At 72.3% G+C, this 20506-nt stretch carries 21 protein-coding genes; 15 read left to right on the forward strand and 6 right to left on the reverse strand.

What is annotated here, in order from left to right; genetic code table 11:
* The first annotated feature begins 24 nt into the window (after positions 1 to 24).
* The 7 genes from clpS (at position 25) to SCA03_RS26770 (ending at position 4903) form a co-directional block, all read left to right on the forward strand.
* The gene (clpS, locus tag SCA03_RS26740; RefSeq protein ID WP_030877662.1) at positions 25 to 327 is read left to right on the forward strand and encodes an ATP-dependent Clp protease adapter ClpS; all 303 of its coding nucleotides are present in this window, start codon (positions 25 to 27) and stop codon (positions 325 to 327) included.
* Positions 327 to 977, forward strand: a complete 651-nt coding sequence (locus tag SCA03_RS26745; protein WP_030877664.1) for a DUF2017 domain-containing protein — start codon at positions 327 to 329, stop codon at positions 975 to 977. Before clpS ends, SCA03_RS26745 begins: the two co-directional genes overlap by 1 nt.
* Before the next feature lie 271 nt (positions 978 to 1248).
* The gene (locus SCA03_RS26750) at positions 1249 to 2679 is read left to right on the forward strand and encodes an amino acid permease (RefSeq protein WP_037850415.1); all 1431 of its coding nucleotides are present in this window, start codon (positions 1249 to 1251) and stop codon (positions 2677 to 2679) included.
* 101 nt (positions 2680 to 2780) lie between these two features.
* Positions 2781 to 3206: a M67 family metallopeptidase gene (locus SCA03_RS26755; protein WP_030877670.1), complete on the forward strand. Its 426-nt coding sequence runs from the start codon at positions 2781 to 2783 to the stop codon at positions 3204 to 3206.
* Between the two features lie 104 nt (positions 3207 to 3310).
* Positions 3311 to 3442 (forward strand): putative leader peptide, encoded by a 132-nt coding sequence (locus SCA03_RS35580; protein ID WP_312001031.1) that lies wholly within the window; start codon positions 3311 to 3313, stop codon positions 3440 to 3442.
* 208 nt (positions 3443 to 3650) lie between these two features.
* The gene (locus SCA03_RS26765) at positions 3651 to 3953 is read left to right on the forward strand and encodes a MoaD/ThiS family protein (RefSeq protein ID WP_030877680.1); all 303 of its coding nucleotides are present in this window, start codon (positions 3651 to 3653) and stop codon (positions 3951 to 3953) included.
* Positions 3953 to 4903, forward strand: a complete 951-nt coding sequence (locus tag SCA03_RS26770) for a PLP-dependent cysteine synthase family protein (protein WP_030877683.1) — start codon at positions 3953 to 3955, stop codon at positions 4901 to 4903. Before SCA03_RS26765 ends, SCA03_RS26770 begins: the two co-directional genes overlap by 1 nt.
* Before the next feature lie 125 nt (positions 4904 to 5028).
* On the opposite strand, the gene SCA03_RS36510 is transcribed toward SCA03_RS26770, so the two are convergent.
* Entirely contained in the window at positions 5029 to 5484 is a 456-nt protein-coding gene (locus SCA03_RS36510; protein WP_051846279.1) for a hypothetical protein, read from the reverse strand.
* A gap of 301 nt (positions 5485 to 5785) precedes the next feature.
* Between SCA03_RS36510 and SCA03_RS26780 the strand changes: the two genes are divergently transcribed.
* Positions 5786 to 6547, forward strand: coding sequence for an MBL fold metallo-hydrolase (locus tag SCA03_RS26780; protein ID WP_030877688.1), 762 nt, complete (start codon positions 5786 to 5788; stop codon positions 6545 to 6547).
* 147 nt (positions 6548 to 6694) lie between these two features.
* Here SCA03_RS26780 and SCA03_RS26785 read toward each other — a convergent pair whose 3' ends face one another.
* Both SCA03_RS26785 and SCA03_RS26790 read right to left on the reverse strand, forming a co-directional pair.
* On the reverse strand, positions 6695 to 7936 hold the full coding sequence (locus SCA03_RS26785; RefSeq protein WP_030889505.1) for a PTS transporter subunit EIIC: 1242 nt from the start codon (positions 7934 to 7936) through the stop codon (positions 6695 to 6697).
* A 273-nt stretch (positions 7937 to 8209) separates the two neighbouring features.
* The gene (locus tag SCA03_RS26790) at positions 8210 to 9514 is read right to left on the reverse strand and encodes a PTS transporter subunit EIIC (protein ID WP_030877694.1); all 1305 of its coding nucleotides are present in this window, start codon (positions 9512 to 9514) and stop codon (positions 8210 to 8212) included.
* Between the two features lie 208 nt (positions 9515 to 9722).
* On the opposite strand from SCA03_RS26790, the gene SCA03_RS26795 reads away from it, so the two are divergent.
* From SCA03_RS26795 to SCA03_RS26815, 5 genes are all read left to right on the forward strand, one after another.
* Positions 9723 to 10004 carry a PTS sugar transporter subunit IIB gene (locus SCA03_RS26795; protein ID WP_078872884.1) on the forward strand — a complete coding sequence of 94 codons (282 nt, stop codon included), beginning with the start codon at positions 9723 to 9725 and terminating at the stop codon, positions 10002 to 10004.
* Positions 10005 to 10169: 165 nt separating this feature from the next.
* Positions 10170 to 10892, forward strand: coding sequence for a ribonuclease PH (gene rph, locus SCA03_RS26800; RefSeq protein ID WP_030877699.1), 723 nt, complete (start codon positions 10170 to 10172; stop codon positions 10890 to 10892).
* A 204-nt stretch (positions 10893 to 11096) separates the two neighbouring features.
* The gene (locus tag SCA03_RS26805) at positions 11097 to 11495 is read left to right on the forward strand and encodes a hypothetical protein (RefSeq protein ID WP_030877704.1); all 399 of its coding nucleotides are present in this window, start codon (positions 11097 to 11099) and stop codon (positions 11493 to 11495) included.
* A gap of 49 nt (positions 11496 to 11544) precedes the next feature.
* Complete coding sequence (gene rdgB / locus SCA03_RS26810; protein ID WP_030889508.1) at positions 11545 to 12159, forward strand: RdgB/HAM1 family non-canonical purine NTP pyrophosphatase; 615 nt, start codon at positions 11545 to 11547, stop codon at positions 12157 to 12159.
* A gap of 178 nt (positions 12160 to 12337) precedes the next feature.
* Positions 12338 to 13867: a tyrosinase family protein gene (locus SCA03_RS26815; RefSeq protein ID WP_086817474.1), complete on the forward strand. Its 1530-nt coding sequence runs from the start codon at positions 12338 to 12340 to the stop codon at positions 13865 to 13867.
* Between the two features lie 53 nt (positions 13868 to 13920).
* On the opposite strand, the gene SCA03_RS26820 is transcribed toward SCA03_RS26815, so the two are convergent.
* Entirely contained in the window at positions 13921 to 14766 is an 846-nt protein-coding gene (locus SCA03_RS26820; RefSeq protein WP_030889511.1) for a class I SAM-dependent methyltransferase, read from the reverse strand.
* Between the two features lie 290 nt (positions 14767 to 15056).
* On the opposite strand from SCA03_RS26820, the gene SCA03_RS26825 reads away from it, so the two are divergent.
* Positions 15057 to 16277: a cytochrome P450 gene (locus SCA03_RS26825; protein WP_051846281.1), complete on the forward strand. Its 1221-nt coding sequence runs from the start codon at positions 15057 to 15059 to the stop codon at positions 16275 to 16277.
* A 127-nt stretch (positions 16278 to 16404) separates the two neighbouring features.
* Here the strand turns inward: SCA03_RS26825 and SCA03_RS26830 are convergent, their stop codons facing one another.
* Complete coding sequence (locus tag SCA03_RS26830) at positions 16405 to 17241, reverse strand: methyltransferase domain-containing protein (RefSeq protein WP_051846282.1); 837 nt, start codon at positions 17239 to 17241, stop codon at positions 16405 to 16407.
* 171 nt (positions 17242 to 17412) lie between these two features.
* Entirely contained in the window at positions 17413 to 18498 is a 1086-nt protein-coding gene (locus tag SCA03_RS26835; protein WP_230988931.1) for a lyase family protein, read from the reverse strand.
* Between the two features lie 403 nt (positions 18499 to 18901).
* On the opposite strand from SCA03_RS26835, the gene SCA03_RS26845 reads away from it, so the two are divergent.
* Positions 18902 to 20488, forward strand: a complete 1587-nt coding sequence (locus tag SCA03_RS26845) for an adenylosuccinate synthase (RefSeq protein ID WP_086817580.1) — start codon at positions 18902 to 18904, stop codon at positions 20486 to 20488.
* The last annotated feature ends 18 nt before the right edge of the window (positions 20489 to 20506 follow it).

The raw sequence follows: 20506 nt of genomic DNA on the forward strand, positions 1-20506 counted from the left end.
GGTGCCGGGTGGCAGCATGGAGGCGTGAGTGTCGCCCCCAGCGAGATCGAACGCCCGGAGATCAGCGAGGAGCACGTCGAGGTTCCGGAACCCGACGTCCCCTGGGTCACTGTCGTGCACAACGATCCCGTCAACCTCATGAGCTACGTGACCTACGTGTTCCAGGCGTACTTCGGCTATTCGAAGGAGAAGGCGAAGAAGCTGATGCTCGACGTGCACCACAAGGGGCGCGCCATCGTCTCCAGCGGCAGCCGCGAGGAGATGGAGCGCGATGTGCAGGCCATGCACAGCTACGGCCTGTGGGCGACCCTCCAGCAGGACCGCTGATGGCCGGACACTTCGAACCGACCGGGGACGGCGGCGCCGCCATCGCGCTGGACGAGGTCGAGATCTCCATCCTGCGCAGCCTCGCCGTACAGCTCCTCGAACTGATCGGCCCCGGCACCGGGCCCGAGCCCGCGCCCACCGGCACCACCGACAGCGGTGAGGACCTGCCCGGCGGCCTGGAGGACGTGGCCTGGCCGCCCTTCGACGACGGCCCCACCGAGCCCCCCGCCGACCCCGCGCTGGCCCGGCTCTTCCCGGACGCCTACGGGCCCGGGCCCGGCGCCGAGCCCGAGGACCCGGCCGCGGCCGAGGAGGCCCGCGCCGCCTCCGCCGAGTTCCGCCGCTACACCGAGAACGATCTGCGGGCCCGCAAACGGGAGGACGGGCTGGCCGTCGTCCGGGCCCTGGACTCCCTCACCCCCGGCGAGCAGGGCGCCGTGCTTACGCTCACGGCCGACGACGCACGCCAGTGGCTCGGGGCGCTCAACGACCTCCGGCTGGCCATCGGCACGCGGCTGGAGGTCACCGACGAGGACGACGGCAGCGAGCTGTACAGCCTGCCGGACTCGGACCCGCGCAAGCCGATGGTGATGGCCTACCTGTGGCTCGGCGGCCTCCAGGAAACCCTCATCGAGACGCTCCTGCCCTGACCTGCCCTGACCTGCCCTGCCCTGACCTGAGCCGACCCGGCCCGGTCCGTTCTGCTCTGCTGCCCTGCTGTCGCGCCTGCCCTGCCCTGCTCTGCTCAGCTCTGCCACGCCCGGCCGGGCCCGGCTCGCCTGCCCCGGCCGAGCGTCGGACTGGCTGATTTTCAGCCCGTCCGGCGCTGGGGGAGCGGAGGGCGCACGCCCGCGCGTGATAGACGTTCGCCGCACGCCACTTCATCCCGAGGGGCCGGTAGGCGAAAGGCACGGAGGGACCATGAGCTCTGAGCGGGTCGCGGCCGACGAGGGCTACCAGCGGGGGCTGGGCAGTCGGCAGGTACAGATGATCGCCATCGGCGGTGCGATCGGTGTCGGCCTCTTCATGGGCGCCGGCGCGAACATCGCCAAGGCGGGACCGAGCATTCTCCTGATGTACGCCCTCGCCGGCGTCATCATCTTCTTCATCATGCGCGCCCTGGGCGAACTGCTGATGCACCGGCCGGTCTCGGGCAGTTTCGCGGAATACGCCCGTGACTTCTTCGGCCCGTTCTTCGGCTATGTCACGGGCTGGACGTACTGGCTGTTGTGGATCGCGGTGTGCATGTCCGAACTGACGGCGGCAGCCATCTATATCCATTTCTGGTTCCCGGCCGTTCCGCAGTGGTGCAGCGCACTGTTCTTCCTGGTGGTGCTGTTCGGCGCCAACCTGATCTCGGTGAAGGTTTTCGGCGAGGTCGAGTTCTGGTTCTCGATGGTCAAGGTCACCGCGATCATCGGCATGATCGTCATCGGCCTCGGGGTCGTCACACTCGGTTTCTCGCAGGCCGGGGACGGTGCCTCGTTCACCAATCTCTGGGCGCACCGGGGTTTCTTCCCCACCGGGATCGGCTCCAGCCTGATGACGCTCCAGGGCGTGATGTTCGCCTATATCGCGGTCGAGCTGGTCGGTATCACGGCGGGTGAGTCGAAGGACCCGAAGACGACGCTGCCGAAGGCCATCAACACCCTGCCGTGGCGCATCATCGTCTTCTACGTGGGCGCGCTCACGGTGATTCTCTCCGTGGTCCGGTGGACCGAATTCTCCGCAGGGACCAGCCCGTTCGTGAAGGGCTTCGAGGTGATCGGTATTCCGCTGGGCGCCTCGATCGTCAACTTCGTGGTGCTCACCGCCGCGCTCTCCTCGTGCAACTCCGGTATCTACTCCACGGGCCGGATGCTGCGGGCGCTGGCGGCCAACGGCGAGGCGCCGGGCTTCTTCGCGCGGCTGAACTCGCGCAAGTCGCCGGCGACGGGCATCACCTTCTCCGCCGTGGTGATGTCCCTCGGCGTCGTGATCAACTACCTCATCCCTGACCAGGCGTTCGAGTATGTGACGTCCGTCTCCACGGTCTGCGCGATCTGGACCTGGCTGACGATCCTGGGCTGCCACATCCGCTACCGCCGCGCCGTCCGGCTCGGCACGCTGCCGGCCTCCTCGTTCCCGGCACCCGGCGGCAGCGTCTTCAGCTGGGTCGCCGTCGCCTTCCTGCTGTTCGTCCTGGTGCTGACGGCGATGGATCCGGTGGCCCGGGTCTCGCTGTACATCGGCGGCATCTGGGCCGTGCTGCTGGTGGCCGGCTGGCTGTGCTGGGCGCGGGCCTCCCGGGCGGCGAAGGCCCTGGCCCCGGAGCAGCCGGCGGCGCAGGAACTGCCGGCCGACACCGTCTGAGACGGCCGCCGACGCGGTCCCGTACGGCCGCCGGTGCCGTCCGGGACGGCCGCTCGGGAGGGCCCCTTCCGGCGTCCGTACGTCCGCATATTCTTGCGAGCATGCTGACCATCACACAGGAGCTGCACGACAAGATCGTCGCCCATGCCCGTCAGGACCACCCCGACGAGGCGTGCGGCGTGGTCGCGGGCCCGGCCGGCAGCGGCCGTCCCGAGCGCTTCATCCCGATGCTCAACGCGGCGCGTTCGCCGACCTTCTACGAGTTCGACTCCGCCGATCTGCTCAAGCTCTACCGGGAGATGGACGACCGCGACGAGGAACCCGTCGTGATCTACCACTCGCACACCGCGACCGAGGCGTACCCGTCGCGTACGGACATCACCTACGCCAACGAGCCCGGTGCGCACTACGTCCTCGTCTCCACCGCCGAGTGCGGCAACGAGGAAGGCCCGTTCTCCTTCCGCTCGTTCCGCATCGTGGACGGTGAGGTGACCGAGGAAGAGGTCTCCGTCGTCGCCGCGCCCTGAGGATCGCGGTCCCGTATCCCGGCGATCCCTCGGAGTGAGACGGAATGGTCCGCATCCTGGAATCGGCATCCGAATACCGCCTCGGGAATCGTTACGATGAGCCCATGGTTGTCCACGACGTGAGCGCTTCAGGAAAGGCCCCGGGCACGCTGCTGCTCGTGGCGCGCCTGCACGTCGATCTGTGCCGCCTCGCCAGCGCCATCTGTCGGCGCCCGGCCGCCGGCACCGCTGTCTGACCCTCCGGCCGGTGGTCCGGCCGGCGCCCGCTCCGGCCCGCGCGTCCACCGCGTCCCGGGCCGGTGCCGCCCCGTCCCCCGTCTGCCCCCCGTTTCCGCCACGCCGCGGTGCGCCCGGCACGGCCGCCGCACGGTCCGGCCGGGCGTCCCGCCGTACCGCCGCACAGCATCCGCACAGCCGACCCGTCCTGACGACAGGAGCACTCTCATGGCCATCGAGGTCCGCATTCCGACCATCCTTCGCACGTACACCGACGGCGAGAAGGCCGTCGAGGGCACGGGCGCGACCATCGGTGAGCTGTTCGCCGATCTGGAGAGCCGGCACGCCGGCATCCAGGACCGCCTCGTCGAGGACGGCGGGCTGCGCCGCTTCGTGAACGTCTACCTCAACGACGAGGACGTCCGCTTCCTGGAGGGCATCTCCACGAAGCTGTCCGACGGCGACAGCGTCACGATCCTGCCGGCCGTCGCCGGCGGCGCGCTCCCCGCCGTGCCCATGGCCGGGCGCTGATGCGGTACGACTCACCGCTCGCCGCGGTCGGCAACACCCCGCTGGTCCGGCTGCCCAGACTGTCCCTCTCCGACGAGGTGCGGATCTGGGCCAAGCTGGAGGACCGCAACCCCACCGGCTCCGTCAAGGACCGTCCGGCGCTGCACATGGTCGAACAGGCCGAGAAGGACGGCCGGTTGACGCCCGGCTGCACCATCCTGGAGCCCACCTCGGGCAACACCGGCATCTCGCTGGCGATGGCGGCCAAGCTCAAGGGCTACCGCATCGTCTGCGTCATGCCGGAGAACACCAGCGAGGAGCGGCGTCAACTGCTCGCCATGTGGGGCGCGGAGATCATCTCCTCCCCGGCGGCCGGCGGCTCCAACACCGCGGTACGGGTCGCCAAGGAGCTCGCCGAGGAACACCCGGACTGGGTGATGCTCTACCAGTACGGCAATCCGGACAACGCGGGCGCGCACTACGCCGGCACCGGCCCGGAGATCCTGGCCGATCTGCCGTCCGTCACCCACTTCGTCGCCGGCCTGGGCACCACCGGGACGCTGATGGGCGCCGGGCGCTATCTGCGCGAGCACCGCCCCGGCATCCGCATCGTCGCGGCCGAACCGCGCTACGACGACCTGGTGTACGGGCTGCGCAACCTCGACGAGGGCTTCGTGCCCGAGCTGTACGACGAGTCGGTGCTCACCACCCGGTTCTCGGTGGGCTCCGAGGACGCGGTGACCCGCACCCGTGAACTCCTCGCCGAGGAAGGCATCTTCGCGGGTGTCTCGACGGGCGCCGCCCTGCACGCGGCGATCGGCGTCGGCCGCAAGGCGCAGAAGGCCGGGGAGAGCGCCGACATCGTCTTCGTCGTCGCCGACGGCGGCTGGAAGTATCTGTCCACCGGCCTGTACACCGCGCGGACCACCGAGGAGGCGATAGCCGCCGTGCAGGGCCAGCTGTGGGCCTGACGGCGCGACCGTCCGACCGTGTGACGGCCTGACGGGCCGGCGGCGCGGCCCTGCCCCACGCGCCGTCGGCCCTCAACCGGCGTGGGCGCTCGGGCAGTTCGCCGGTTTCGGCCGCCGGTCCGCCGCTACTCGGCGAGGTGCCGGACCCGCTCCCAGGTGTCCGCGTCCACCTCGTCCGTGCACCGCAACAGCCGGGCGAGGCCGGCCTCGACGACCCTGCCGTCCGCCGGCAGATAGGCCGGCCCGTCCGGCGCCTCGCGGGGCACCACCGGCACGGCGGCCGGGTCCGGCGGCTCCGGCGTCAGCGGCGCCAGCCGCACTCCGTCGCTGCGCACCGCCAGCACCAGGAACGGCCGCTGCGAGCCGTCCGGTACATGTGTGCGCCAGATCTCCCCGGGGCGCGGCAGCGGGGCACCGTCCGTACCCGGCACCGGGCCGGCCCCGCCCTCCGCCGCCTGACGCAGCCGGACGGCCCGCCGCCACGGCAGCAGCCGGCCGCGGCCCGCGTTGCCGTCCGCCACCGCCGCGACGAACGCGAGCAGCACCACGGCGCCCAGCGCCAGCCACCACGAGGTCTCCATCCGTGCCCGCCTCCGCGTCGCCGTCTGCGTCGTCCGCGTCGTTCTGCGTACCGTTCGCGTCGTCCGCGTACCGTCCGCCCCCGCCCCGCGGACGTCCCGCGGGGAGCGGCGGAACTCCCGTGCAATCCCGCGGGCCGACGCTACCCCGGGCTGGTGATTCCGCCCACACCAGCGGCCTACCGAGGAGTCACCCGGACCCACGCGGCTTACGCTCGTAAATCCCCTTGCATTCGCTCTTCAGCGCTCCCTCGTCCACCGGACGGGGCCACACCCGCAGGCCGTCAACGGAGGTTCCCGCTCCATGAAGCTCACCGTCGTCGGCTGTTCCGGATCGTTTCCTTCCACGGAGTCGGCCTGTTCCAGCTACCTCGTCGAGGCCGACGGCTACCGACTGCTGCTCGACATGGGCAACGGCGCGCTCGGTGAGCTCCAGCGGCACACGGGCCTGTACGACCTCGACGCCATCGCGCTGAGCCATCTGCACGCCGACCACTGCATCGACATGTGCGGCTACTTCGTCGCCCGCTACTACCGCCACGAGGGCGGCCGTTGCGCACCGATGCCGGTCCACGGGCCCGCCGGAACCGAGCAGCGCCTCACCACGGCGTACGCGGACACGCCCTCCGACTCCTCGATGAGCGAGGTGTTCGACTTCCGCGACCTCACGCCCGGCGGCACCTTCGAGGCGGGGCCGTTCCTGGTGCGCAGCGAGCTGGTCGACCACCCGGTCGAGGCGTACGCCTTCCGTGTCGAGCACGTCGACAGCGGCAGCGTCCTCACCTACTCCGGCGACACCGGCCCGTCCGCGGCGCTGGAGCGCGCCGCGCGGGACGCCGACGTCTTCCTGTGCGAGGCGTCCTTCACCGACGGCAAGGAACAGATCCCGGGTCTGCATCTCAACGGCCGCGAGGCCGGCGAGGCCGCACAGCGCGCCGGCGCCTCCCGGCTCGTGCTCACCCATGTACCGCCGTGGACGGATCCGCAGATCAACCTGCGTGACGCCAAAGCCGTGTTCGACGGCCCGGTGGAGCTGGCCCGCCCCGGCGCCGTCCACGAGATCTGACCCCCGGCCCCGCGCCCGCCCCGGCTACGGCCTGCCCGACCGGCACAGAGCCCCGCCCTGCACACGAAGCGCCGACACGGCGCACCAGCACGAAGCCCCACCCTCCACACATGGGGCGGAGGGTGGGGCGACGGGCGGGCGGAGCTCTTACTTCGTGATGTCCTCGACCTCTTCCTCCGGCTCACGGCCGGGGGTCTTGATGTCGAGCTTGACGATCAGGAAGCGGAACAGCACGTAGTAGATCGCGGCGAAACAGAGCCCGATCGGGATGATCATCCATGGCCTCTCCGCCAGGCTCCAGTTGATCGCGTAGTCGATGAATCCCGCCGAGAAGCTGAATCCGTCGTGGACGCCGAGCATCCAGGTCACCGCCATCGAGATCGCGGTGAGGACGGCGTGCACCACGTACAGCACCGGCGCGATGAACATGAAGGAGAACTCGATGGGTTCGGTGACGCCGGTGACGAAGGAGGTCGCCGCGAGCGAGACCATCATGCCCATCACGGCCTTGCGCCGCTCCGGCCGTGCGCAGTGCGCGATGGCGATGGCGGCGGCCGGCAGACCGAACATCATGATCGGGAAGAAGCCGGACATGAACTGGCCGGCGCTGGGGTCGCCGGCGAAGAACCGGGCGATGTCGCCGTGCACGACCTTGCCGGCCTCGTCCGTGAAGTCACCGAGCTGGAACCAGGCGACGGTGTTGAGGAACTGGTGCATGCCGACGGGGATCAGCGCACGGTTGATGGCGCCGAAGATGCCGGCGCCGGCGGCGCCGAGCCCGGTCATCCACTCGCCGAACGCGGTGATGGCGTCGCCGATGGGGCCCCATATGAGGGTGAAGATGACGCCGACGACGAGGCCGACGAAGGCCATCAGGATCGGCACCAGGCGACGGCCGTTGAAGAAGCCGAGCCAGTCGACGAGCTTCGTGCGGTGGAAGCGTTGCCAGACGACCGCGGCGAGCAGGCCCATGATCACGCCGCCCAGCACGCCGGGGTCGTTGTAGACGGCGGGTGTGTCCTCACCCGCCTTGATCACGGCCTCCTCGACGGGGAACGCCTCCAGGACGTTCTTGTAGACGAGGAAGCCGACCAGCGCGGCGAGCGCGGTCGAGCCGTCGGACTTCTTGGCGAATCCGATGGCGACGCCGATGCAGAACAGCAGTGGCAGGTTGTCGAAGATGGCGCCGCCGGCGCCGGCGAAGGCCGCGGCGACGTCGTGCCACTTCAGGCCCTTGTCGCCGAAGACGTCCGGCTGGCCGAGCCGGTTGAGAATGCCCGCGGCGGGCAGGACGGCGATCGGCAACTGCAGGCTGCGGCCGACCTTCTGCAGCCCTTGGAACAGGCCGGAGCCCCGCTTCTTCGCGGGAGCAGCGGTGTCCGTGCTCATGGGAAAAGTCCTCCAGGTGAAGCGGGCACTGCACGCAGGAGGCGGCCCGCTCAGTGGTCCAGTCCTGTAGTGGTTTAGACCATTAGTAGCACGAGCGCACCGATGCACGGAATCGCTTCTTCCAAGCCCATGTACGACCGGTGCGTGACTGTTATCGAAGCCGCCGTGTCGTATCACGAACGGATATCAAAAGACCCTCGAACCGGGGCGGTTCGAGGGTCTTTCGTTCGGATCCGGTCCGGGAAGCCGTGCCGGGCGCGGGCCCGGCACGGCTCAGCCCCGGGTGTTCTCGTCCTCGATCTCCTCGGCCAGTTCCTCCGGTTCGCGTCCCGGGGTCCTGAGATCGAATTTCGCGATCACGACGCGGAAGATCACGTAGTAGACGACGGCGAAACAGAGCCCGATCGGAATGATCATCCAGGGCTTGGTCGCCAGGCTCCAGTTGATGACGTAGTCGATCAGACCGGCGGAGAAGCTGAAACCGTCGTGCACACCCAGCGCCCAGGTCACCGCCATGGAGACACCGGTGAGGACCACATGGATCACGTACAGCAGCGGGGCGACGAACAGGAACGAGAACTCGATGGGTTCGGTGACGCCGGTGACGAAGGACGTCAGCGCCGTCGAGAGCATCAGACCGCCGACGACCTTGCGTCTCTCCGGCCGGGCCGCGTGTGTGATCGCCAGCGCCGCCGCCGGGAGCGCGAACATCATGATCGGGAAGAAGCCGGAGAGGAACTGGCCCGCGGTCGGGTCGCCCGCCAGGAAGCGGTTGATGTCGCCGTGCACGACTTCGCCGCCCGGCTTCTTGAAGTCCCCGAACTGGAACCACATGAAGGTGTTCAGGAACTGGTGCATACCGATCGGGATCAGCGCGCGGTTCGCCAGGCCGAAGATGCCCGAGCCCCAGGCGCCCAGATCCGTCATCCACTTGGAGAAGCTGGTGAGCGCGTCACCGACCGGCGGCCACACCCACTGGCACAGGACGGCGAAGACCAGCGCGACGAAGGCCATCAGGATCGGCACCAGGCGGCGCCCGTTGAAGAAGCCGAGCCAGTCCACCAGCTTCACCCGGTGGAACCGCTGCCAGAACCAGGCCGACAGCAGGCCCATGACGATGCCGCCGAACACCCCCGGATTCTGGTACGTGGCCGGGCCCAGGGCCTTGCCGTCCCGGTCCAGGCAGGCACCCATCTCCTGGTCGAAGGAGGAGCCCGCGGGGCAGTCCGGGAACTGCTGGAGGATGTTGTAGTAGACGAGGAAACCGGCCAGCGCCGCCAGCGCCGTCGAGCCGTCCGCCTTGCGGGCCATGCCGATGGCCACGCCCACGCAGAACAGCAGGGGCAGCCCGAGCGCGGAGTCCAGCAGGGCACTGCCGGCACCCTCGAAGACCTTGGCGACATCGGTCCAGCCGAGCCCCTCGTCGCCGAACACATCGGGCTGGCCGAGCCGGTTGAGGATGCCGGCGGCCGGCAGTACGGCGATGGGCAGCTGGAGGCTGCGGCCCATCTTCTGGAGCCCCTGGAAGAAGGCGGAGGCCCGGTTCCGCCCCCCACCGGCCGCAGCGTGTGCGCTCAAAGCATCCCTCCGTTCGCTTCTCCGCCTGCGCGGCTGCCTGCATGCCGCAGTCGGCCCCTGCGACCCCCGTTTTCGAACGGTTGACGCATACTGGTGTAGACCTGTAGCGGGGCGGGGTTCGTGTGACGGCTCCGCGACGCCAGGTAACCGCCATCATTCGTCAGACAGCGGACCGACGCCCGCACAGGTGGGCTGATCGTGGGCTAACGTGAAAAGCGCCCAGCGTCCACCGGGGCCGGAAACACAGGAGAAGCACATGGCCAGCAAGGCTGAGAAGATCGTCGCCGGACTCGGCGGGCTCGACAACATCGAGGAGGTCGAGGGCTGCATCACGCGTCTGCGGACCGAGGTCAGCGATGCCTCTCTCGTCGACGAGGCAGCCCTCAAGGCCGCGGGCGCGCACGGCGTCGTGAAGATGGGCTCCGCGATCCAGGTCGTCATCGGCACCGACGCCGACCCGATCGCCGCCGAGATCGAAGACATGATGTGAGCGGCTGAGCCGCTCCGGGCCACCGGCCCGCGGAAGGAAGCCGCCCTGCGCGCGCCGCCCCGAGCGGGGTGCCGTACGGGCGGCTTTCGTACGTCCGCCCGGCCGGGCGGGCCCCCGAGGTCACCGCGTTCTGCTGCCCGGCGGGGCGCGGATAGGCTCGGGCCCATGTCTCGTATCGACGGCCGAACGGCCGATCAGCTGCGCCCCGTGACCATCGAACGTGGCTGGAGCAAGCACGCGGAGGGCTCGGTCCTGGTCTCCTTCGGCGACACCCGGGTGCTGTGCACGGCCAGCTTCACCGAGGGGGTGCCCCGGTGGCGCAAGGGCAGCGGGGAGGGCTGGGTGACGGCCGAGTACGCGATGCTGCCGCGCTCGACCAATACGCGCGGTGACCGCGAGTCCGTCCGCGGCCGGATCGGCGGGCGCACCCATGAGATCTCCCGTCTCATCGGCCGCTCGCTGCGTGCCGTGGTGGACACCAAGGCGCTGGGGGAGAACACCGTCGTCCTCGACTGCGACGTCCTCCAGGCCGACGGCGGCACCCGCACGGCGGCGATCACCGGCGCGTACGTCGCGCTCGCCGACGCCGTCGGCTGGGCGCAGAGCAAGAAGCTCGTCAGGGCCAAGGCGCAGCCGCTGACCGGAACGGTGGCGGCGGTCAGCGTCGGGATCGTCGGTGGGACGCCGATGCTCGACCTGTGCTACGAGGAGGACGTCCGTGCCGAGACCGACATGAACGTCGTGTGCACCGGCGACGGCCGCTTCGTCGAGGTGCAGGGCACCGCCGAGGGCGAGCCGTTCGCCCGGGACGAGCTGAACGGCCTGCTCGATCTCGCCGTCGCCGGCTGCGCCCAGCTCGACGGGGCGCAGCGCGCGGCCCTGGGCTGAGCCCCGCCCCGGAGTCCTTCCGGTCCCGCGGAGTCCGTTTCGCCCGGGGCGATCCGCCCAGGTCACAGGCTTTTCGGGCGGAATCTCCGCGCGAGGGAAACTTTGCGCGTGCTTTACGCGTCTTCACTGGTGCGGGCCGCACGTGTCGAACCGTGCGGCCCGACCAGCTTGGGGGCCCGGGGATTCCCCGGGGGAGGGGGAGCCGTGCTTCGCAGGAACACCGTGGCCGCGTTCGCCGCCGCCGCGCTCGCCGTGCCCGTCCTCGCCGGCTGCGGCGCGGGAGATGCCGTGGACGCGGCGAACAAGGCGCTCGACTGCGCCAGTACCGCCGCCACGGTCGCCGAGGCGGCCGACGATCTCCAGCAGGCCGCCTCCGAGGCGGCGGACGACCCCGCGCAGGCGCGCGAGTCGCTCAACACGATCGACAAGAACCTGGACAAGATCCGGGACGAGACGGACGACGCGGATGTCGGCAAGGCCGTGAACAGGCTCGGCGACGCCGTCGAGAGCGTCCGCTCGGATGTGGAGGACGGCCGGGTGCCGAGCACGGCCCCGGTCGGCAAGGCGGCCGACGAGCTGACCGCCGTGTGCACACCCGGCTGAGCCACGGGTGGCGCGAGCGGCGCGGAGCGCGGCGGGATAATCGGTGCCCATGACCACCAAGCGCCTCATCCTCGCCACCCGTAACGCCCACAAGGTCACCGAGCTGAAGGCGATCCTCGCGGACGCCGGGCTCGACCTCGACCTGGTGGGGGCCGATGCCTACCCGGACATCCTCGACGTCAAGGAGACGGGGGTGACCTTCGCCGAGAACGCCCTGCTGAAGGCGCACGCGCTGGCCTCCGCCACGGGCCTGCCCGCCGTGGCCGACGACTCGGGCCTGTGCGTCAACGTGCTCGGTGGCGCGCCGGGCATCTTCTCCGCCCGCTGGGCCGGCCGGCACGGCGACGACGCGGCCAACCTCGATCTGCTGCTGGCCCAGCTGTCCGACATCGACACGGCGCACCGCGCCGCGCACTTCGAGTGCGCCGCGGCGCTGGCCCTGCCGGACGGCACGGAGCGCGTCGTCAACGGGCAGCTGCGCGGCACGCTGCGGCACGAGCCCGCCGGCAGCGGCGGCTTCGGCTACGACCCGGTGCTCCAGCCCGACGGGGAGAGCCGTACCTGCGCCGAGCTGAGCGCGGAGGAGAAGAACGCCATCAGCCACCGCGGCAAGGCGTTCCGCGCGCTCGTTCCCGCCGTGCGCGAACTCCTCGGCCACGGCTGAGGGTTGGGCCCGGGGCGGGCTGCTCGCCCCGTCGGAACCTGTGGGCCCGTCGCCCGCCGCGTGGCGGCGTCCGGGTGAACACGGGCCCACGGGCCGTGGGGGAACGTCCGGCCGGTTATGGCTGGCCGGTGCGCGATGCGGCGCACACCGACCCCCCCACACAGAAGGACCGAAGCGTATGAGCGTCTCCAGACGTTCCGTTCTGCTCGCGGGAGCCGGCGCGGCGGCGCTGGGCGCGGGCCCGTTCCCGGCCGTCGCCGCGGCGTCCGGCACCCGGACCCGTCAGGGCCCCGGCTTCGTGCGGCGCGACGTGGCGAAGCTCGTCGACCCGCGGACCGGTGCCTGGGACCCGGCCCTGTACTGGTACGCGAAGGCCGTCGGCTGGATGAAGAAGCGCAAGCCCGAGGAGTGGAACTCCTGGCTCTTCCAGGCGTACACGCACGGCAAGGACCAGCCCGCCTCCGGCGATCCGACCGAGTGGCGCCAGTGCCCGCACAACAGCCCCTACTTCCTGCCATGGCACCGCTGGTACCTGTACTGGTTCGAGCGGATCGTCCGGCACGTCATCGTCGTCGAGCTGCGGCGGCCGGAGCAGGCGAACTGGGCGCTGCCGTACTGGAATTACGCACACGTCGAGCCGGGCGGCGAGGAGGCGGCGGCCCCCTGGCGCCGGGTGCCCGCGGCCTTCCGGCAGAAGCAGCTGCCCGGCGGGCACGAGGAGAACCCCCTCTACCTCACGCCGGGCGTGCCGACCGGCCGCTGCCGGGACGAGGAGCCGCTGGCCTGGGACCAGGTCTCGCCCGACAAGGCGATGCGCTTCCCCCACTTCGGCTGGGACGAGGCCGACGCCGATCCGCGCCCCGGCTTCTCCCCGACGCTGGAGAAGTGGCCGCACGGGCTGGTGCACGACGGCGTCGGCGGGCTCATGGGGAAGATCTCCCGCTCCGCGCAGGATCCGGTGTTCTGGCTGCACCACGCCAACATCGACCGTATGTGGTACGCGTGGCTCTCCCGGGGGCACACCCTGCCGCCCGGCTGGGAGTGGCCCGAGGTCCGTCCCCCGCACAAGGGCTACGAGGGCCCGGGCCTGCCGTTCCGCTTCCGGGACGAGAAGGGCGTCCAACACGACCTCACCGGGCCGGTGTTCGCGTTCCCGCGGGACGCCTACACCTACGACAGCCTCGACGACGGCACCGGCACGGGCGAGGCCGCCGGCGGCGCCGTTCCGCTGCCCGCCAGGCCCGCCGACGCGGACGTGGTCGCCTCGGCCGACGGCGAGCTGCGCCTCGACGACGCCCCGTCGACCGTCCGCTGCGTCGCGCGGAGCGGCCGGGAGGACGCGCTGGAGTCGGCGTTGGAGCGCGGCTCGGTCGTCCTCACCGTGCACGGGGTCCGCGCCGAGGAGCCGCCCTGCCGCGTCTACCGGCTCTTCGTCGGGCACGACACCGGGCGCGCCGAGTCCACCGACCCGTCGGGCCCCGCGTTCGTGGCGGACCTGGTCTTCTTCGGCGCCGTCGGCGAGCAGCTCGGTGTGCACCACGGCGACGGCCACACCCTCCGCTTCGATGTCACCGAGACGCTGCGGGCCGTCCGTGACGCGGGCGACTGGGCCGGCGGCGTACCCGACGTGCGGATCGTCCCCGGCCCGGGCCGGCTCCACCGGGACGCCCGGCCGCGCTTCTCCCGCGTCACGTTCGCCGTCACCTGACGGCCGCGCCGTCGCGCGGCACCGTCGTCCGGCACCGCCGCGACCCCGGGCCGTCAGCCCGGCCCGGGGTCCGGGTCCCGGCGGGCCACGATGCTGAACAGGAGCGGGACGGGCTGGCCGCCGATCCTGCTGCGCCACCTGCCGTCGGCCTCCTGGAAGCTGCCGTACTCGCCGGGCCGGTCGTTGTCCGTGTGCTCGCCCACGGACAGCAGCCGCAGCCCGGCACGGCAGGCCGCCGTCGCCACCGCGCCGACGCCGTGCCGGCAGAAGACCACGCGCGTCGCCGCCGGGGCCTGCGCCGGATCGGCGTATCCCGTCTCGGGGCCGTCCCAGTCGTGCGGCCCGGCGTCGTCGTAGGCGCACCAGGCCCGCGCCGGGTCGAACTCCTCGAACATGTTGGGCAGCGCGTGGTATTCGACCAGCACGAGCCGGCCGCCGGGGCGCAGACAGCGGGCGACCGAGCGCATCCACACCGTCGGATCCGGGGCGAAGTGCAGCACGCCGATCGAGGCGTAGGCCAGGTCGAAGCGGCCCCACAGCTCCTCGGGCAGGGCGTTGGCGTCGGCCTCCACGAAGGAGGGGCGCACCCCGCAGCGCGTGGCGAGCTTCTCGGCCTTGCGCAGCGAGGCGGGGGAGAGGTCGACGCCGGTGACGGTGGCACCGCGGCGGGCCAGGGAGATCGTCTCGAAGCCGATGTGGCACTGCACATGGAGGACGTCGAGGCCGGCCACCGAGGGCGTGGCCTCGCGCAGGACCGCGTCCTCCACGGCGGTCAGCGTGTCCTGCCCGGCGAGCAGGCCGGCGAGGTCGTAGGTCTTGTCGTCGCCGTTGCCGTGCACCTCGGCTGCGGCGTCCCAGTAGGTCCGGTTGATCTCCAGCATGTCGTCTGCTTCAGGCATGGCACCCTTTCCGGGGCTTTCTCGGGCCTTCCGGAGCTTTGTCGGGCGGAACAGCCGGCGCGGCTCGGGTGCCGCGCCCCGGCGGCCGGACACCGTCAGGCTGCTCGCCGTCCGCACGCGGAAACGGCGCCCCGGGCACGCATCACCGGAAGAGGTGACGCGGGAGTGCGGCGTGCGCGGAGGTCGCGCGCGCCGTGTGAACCGCCCGCTCGTACCGGTGGTTTACGGAAGGTGCGGGCCCGGACGCGGGCAGGGATCGGCTGCCAGTCCCACGACGGAAGGAACCGCCCGTGTCCCAGCAGCCGGCGCACTATCCCTTCTCCTTCCGGGGCGACCGGATCGCCCCGGAACTGGCCGAGACCGTGGCGCACTGCCCGGTACGCAAGGTGCTGACGAACACCGGCACACCGGCCTGGCTCGTGGCCGGATACGAGGAAGTGCGCTCGGTGCTGCGGGACCGCCGCTTCAGCCTCGGCATGACCTCCGACCCGGCCTCGCCCCAGCAGGACCCGCTCGTACCACCGGAGTTCGCCACCGACACGCTCAACTGCTTCCGTCGCGCCGGGATGCTGGCGACCCTGCACCGGGGGATCGGCGCCGGGCAGCAGCATCTGCCCGAGAAGCGGATCGAGCAGCTCTCCCGGGACGCCGTGCGCTCCTTCCTCGCACGGGAGCAGCCGGCCGATCTGATGACGGGCCTCGTGCTGCCGCTCACCCGGGCCCTGACCTTCGAACTGCTGGGGCTGCCGGCCGAGGGGGCGCCGGACGACGCGTCCCTGCTGGGCACCTTCCGGATCGGGGCGGGCAGCGACACCGCGGTGTTCGAGGCCGGGGAGCCCGGATTCCGTTACGTGTACGAGCAGTTGCCGCGGTTGCGCGAGGAGCGCACCGGCCTGCTGGGCGAACTGATCGCGCACGCCGACGAGAAGGGGGCCACGAGCGACGAACAGCTCGCCGAGCTGTTCTTCTTCCTGCTCATCTCCCAGTACGGGAACCCCGCCACCACGCTGGCGCTCACGGCGCTGGCGCTGATGCGCTGCCCCGGACTGCTGCGGCGTCTGCGCGAGGAGCCGGGCGCGGTGCCGGGCGCCGTGGACGAGGTGCTGCGCTGGGGCGTCTTCCTCGGCGACGGGCTGCCGCGCATCGCCCGCGAGGACGTCACCGTCGGCGGGGTGCGGGTGCGGCGCGGGGAGCTGGTCCTGGTGTCCACCGACGGCGCCAACCACGATCCGCGCGTCTTCCCCGAGCCGGACCGGCTGGACATCGACCGGCCGACCGGCGCGCATCTGCGCTTCGGCGACGGCAGGCACCGCTGCCCGGGCCGCGGACTCGCCGTCCTCCAGGCCGTGGTGGGCCTGCGGACGCTCGCCGAGGAGATCGAGGAGCTGCGCCCGGCGATCCCGCTCGACACCGTCGCATGGCATCCCGACCACGCCATCACCATGCCGCGTGCGCTGCCCGCGTACGCCCGTGGGACGGGCCCGGGCGGCGGCGCGGCGACGAGGGCGTGACGGCGACGGGCCCGGCCCCCTTCCGGGAGCGGACCGGGCCGTGCCCCGCCGGGTGGCCGACTCGCCGCCCGCGCCGTCCCGGTGGGCCCGGCAGCGCCCGGGGCGGATGTCCCCGGGGGCGGCCCGGCTAGCGCGCGGCGGTGCGGAGGTCGTCCAGTTCGTACAGGAGGTGTTCGAGTGACGCGTCGAGGTTCGTCCCCGGCGCGCCCTGTCCGCGGGCGACGAGCCGGGGGCGGAAGCCGTGCGCCTCGGCGAGGGTCGTCAGGGCCGTCAGGTCCGAGACGTCGCCGAGGCCGAGGAAGAGCCGGCCGCGCGGGGCCAGATGGTCCCGGGCTCCGCCGATGCAGGCACGCAGGCAGTGCAGGTCCACGTCCACCAGGGACCGGGCGCCCTTCCGGGCCCAGGAGGAACCGGCCGGAACGCTGAAGTAGGGCAGGTTCCAGAAGATCAGGTCGAAGGGGCCGTCGTGAGGGCCGACGGCGTCGAACGCGTCGCCCGTGGCGGTCCGGAGCCGGTGCGCGCCGTGGCGTGCGGCGTTGCGGCGTGCGGTGGCGGTGGCCTGCGGGTCGGCGTCCGCCGCGAGCACCCGCGCACAGCCGGCCTTGGCCGCGTGGACGGCGGTGACGCCCGCGCCGCAGCCCAGCTCCAGGAACGCGCCGCCCTCCGGGTAGGGGAGCCGGCGGGTGAAGAAGGCGGTGGCGTGGGTGAGTGAGGGCAGGAAGACGCCGGGGAGGATGTCCCAGACCTCCCCCAGCAGCGAGAAGGTGCCCGCGGCCACGGCCTGCATGGTCGCGGAGTCGTAGGGGACACCGAAGCGTGGCCTGCCGTGCTCCGCCGGGGCGGGGTGCCCGGCCTCGCCCGTCTCTCCCGCGACCCCGGTGTCTCCGGTGCCTCCGGTGTCTCCGGTGTGTTCCGTGGGGCCGTGGTGGCACTCTTTCTCGTCCCCCGCCTGCCTGTTCGCCATGTCTGCCTCCCCCGGCGACCACGGGATCCGGGCTGTGCACCGTCCCGTCGGGCCCGGCTTGATGCTGTTCAGTCAGCTTCGTCGATTTGACGCTGCCCTGTCAGGCGAGGGGGAAGCCGGTGCGGGCGTTCAAACCACACGTTCCGGCGAAGCGTGGAGGGGCGGCACCGCTCAGGGGCGCGGGACCTCGCCGTCGGCGGACGGTCCGTCGAGGACGCCCAGAACCGCGTCCGCGGCACAGCACGCCCCGGGCAGGGCGATCCGGCGGACCACCGAGCAGGACACATCGCCCTCGTTCCACTGCTCGCCCGCCAACTGCGCGGCCATGGCGGCGTAACCGCGCAGCAGCACCCCGAGCGCGCGCAGCCGCGGTACCTCGGTATCGGCGGCGCCCCGGGCGGCCAGCCGGGCGAACTCCCCGAGCGTGCCCGCGACGTCGTGGTCGAGCGTACGGGGATAAAGCTGGCCGACGCCGGTGAGGACCCGGGCGAAGCCGAGGTGCGCCGCGACGTGCTGTTCGACCCGGGCGAGCGCCTCGTGGTCGCCGCCGAGCAGATCGAGCATGTCCTGGGCGGTGCCGACCGGGCCCTTGATGCCGCGCAGCGGATATCTGCCGAGCAGCGCGTCCAGCCGGGCGGCCGCCGTGTGCAGCGCGCGGGCGCGAGCGGCGTCGTCCGTCCGGCCGGCCAACCGGCGGGCCCGGGCGCGCAGATGGTCCAGGGACATCCGTACCCGGGTCTGCGCGATGTTGTCGGTGATGTCGCAGGAGGTGAGCCCCTTGTGGATGTGCTCGTGCCCCGCGAGCGCGTTGAACTCCTCGATGCGCGCCTTGAGATCGTGCCGGGTGCCGTGTTCCCTGCGGCGGATCGCATCGAGGTCGACCCGGTCGACGACCCGGGCGTAGTCGGCGAGGACCCCGGCCGGCACCCGCAGCCCCTCGGCGTGCTGGGCGCGCAGCACCGCCAGCCACAGCCGCCGCTCCAGCACCACCTGGGTGCGCGGATGCCATACCCGCGCCAGCTCCGGGGAGGCGTACTCGCAGGCCGGCAGGTCGGGGAGGACCGGCGGGCCCGGCAGGCCGGGGGCGTCGTCGGGGGCTTCACCGTCCGGGACGGGCGGGGGCAGCAGGGGTGCGCCCGGTGGCGGCGCCGGCGGCGGTGTGCGGGGCCGGTGCGGCCCGGCAGGGCTCTCCGGTGGTGCGTCCGAGCGGGGCGTGGGGACGGGTGAACCGCGCTGTGCGAGCGGGGAGTCGGTCATCGGCGTCGCCTCCGGAGGGGGTCCGTGCGTCCGTGAGCCCTGGTTGCGCTGCGCGTGCGCCGAGGTGCCTTCCCCGTGGCGGCGGCGCGGTATCCACTCCCGCGGGTGAGACGGAGGCACGCGGCGGTCGGTGTGCCCGGCCGGGGCTCCCGTGCCCTGGTGTACGGCCCGCGCGCCCTTCGGACGGGCGAATGAACGCTCGTCCGGGCGTAGTTGCTGCGTCCGGTGCACAGACTCCTGCTGGCGCGCCCCCGATCGCGCCGTCGCCGTCGGCTGCCGTCCGGCAGCCGTCATCCGGCAGGCCGGTGCCCCCACCGCCGGCCCGCGGCCCGCGCCGGTACGGGTCCACGTCCCGGCGCGTCCGCAGTGCCCGTGGAGATCCATCCGGACCCGTGGAGGCCCCATGCCCGAGCAGCAGACGTCCGCGACGCCCGCCGCGTCCGCGTCCGTCCCGTCGCCCAGCTCACCGCCGGCCGACGCCGCCGTGCCCGACGCGGGCCCGCGTGCGGTGTGGCCCGCCGTGCGGGAGGCGCGCAGGGAGCGGCGTGAGCGGCTGCTCGCGCCGCTGGTGGCGGTGGCGGGGCCGCCTCCGCAGCAGGGGCACGTCACCTGGGTCGGGGATCTCCAGCAGGGCGACGGCGGCAAGGGCGCCATGGCGGACCGGCTGGCGGCCTTCCACCAGATCACGGCGCGGGTGCAGGGCGGCGACAACGCGGGGCACACGACGGTGTTCGACGACGCCGAGGGGCGCAGCCGCACGGTCAAGAGCCATCTGCTGCCCTCCGGCGTCCGGCATCCGCACGTGCTGGGCGTCATCGGCAACGGCGTGCTGGTGAACCCCGAGACGCTCGCCCGCGAGGTGGCCGAACTCGACGCGGTGATCCCCTCGTTGCGGCGGCGGCTGGTGGTCAGCGACCGTGCGCACCTGGTGCTGCCGCTGCACCGCGAGGTCGACGGGCGGCAGGAGCGGGAGCGGGGCAGTGCCGACGCCATCGGCACCACCCGGCGCGGCATCGGCCCGGCCAACGTCAGCAAGACCAACCGGATCGGCGTCCGGGTGGGCGATCTGCGCGACCCGGATCTGCTGCGGCGCCGCATCGAGCAGAACGTGCGGTTCTTCGGGCTGCCGGCGGACCGCACCGAGGCGGAGCTGGCCTGGCTGGACCGGCACCGCGAGCTGGTCCTGTCGCTGGCGGGCGATTCGGTGGCGCTGCTGGACGCCGCGGTGGACGCGGGCTACTCCGTGGTGCTGGAGGGTGCCCAGGGGCCGATGCTGGACATCGAGCACGGGGTGTACCCGTATGTGACGACGTCGCCGACGGCCTTCTACTCGGTCACCAGCGGTTCCGGGCTGGACGGGGCGCGCGTCGGCCACCGGGTGGGGGTGCTGAAGGCGTACCAGACGATGGTCGGCAACGGCCCGTTCGTCACCGAGGACGGCAGCGCGCTGGGGGAGCGGCTGCGCAGCTCCGGCGAGGAGTTCGGCACCACGACCGGACGTTCCCGCCGCTGCGGCTGGCTGGATCTGGTGCACGCACGCTGGGCCGTCGGCCTCAACCGCTACACCGGCGTCGTCGTGACCAAGCTCGATGTGCTGGACGACTTCGAGCACATCGGGGTGTGCGTCAGCTACCGGCCGGCGGGCGGCGGCCACGGCGAGTTCCGGCCGGACAACGCCTACCTGGCGCAGTGCGAACCCGTGTACGCCTGGCTGCCGGGCTGGCGGCGGCCGACCCGGAACGTGCGCCGCTGGGAGGAACTGCCCGCCCAGGCACGCGACTTCCTGCGGTACATCACCGACTACCTGGGCGTGGAGGTGGCCGCGGCGGGCGTCGGCCCGGCCCAGCGGGACCTCGTCCTCGCCCCCGGCAGCGGGCTCGCCCGCCTCATGAGCCCGCCGCACCGGCCCGACGGGCCGGCACACCCGGGCGGGCGCCGCGGCCCCGCCGGCGCGCTGCCGGCCCGGCCCGGCCGCACCCCGGCCGGCTGATCCGCGCGGCCGTCGGCC

Origin of the sequence: Streptomyces cacaoi (genome assembly GCF_006539165.1) — a bacterium.
GTDB lineage: Bacteria > Actinomycetota > Actinomycetes > Streptomycetales > Streptomycetaceae > Streptomyces > Streptomyces cacaoi.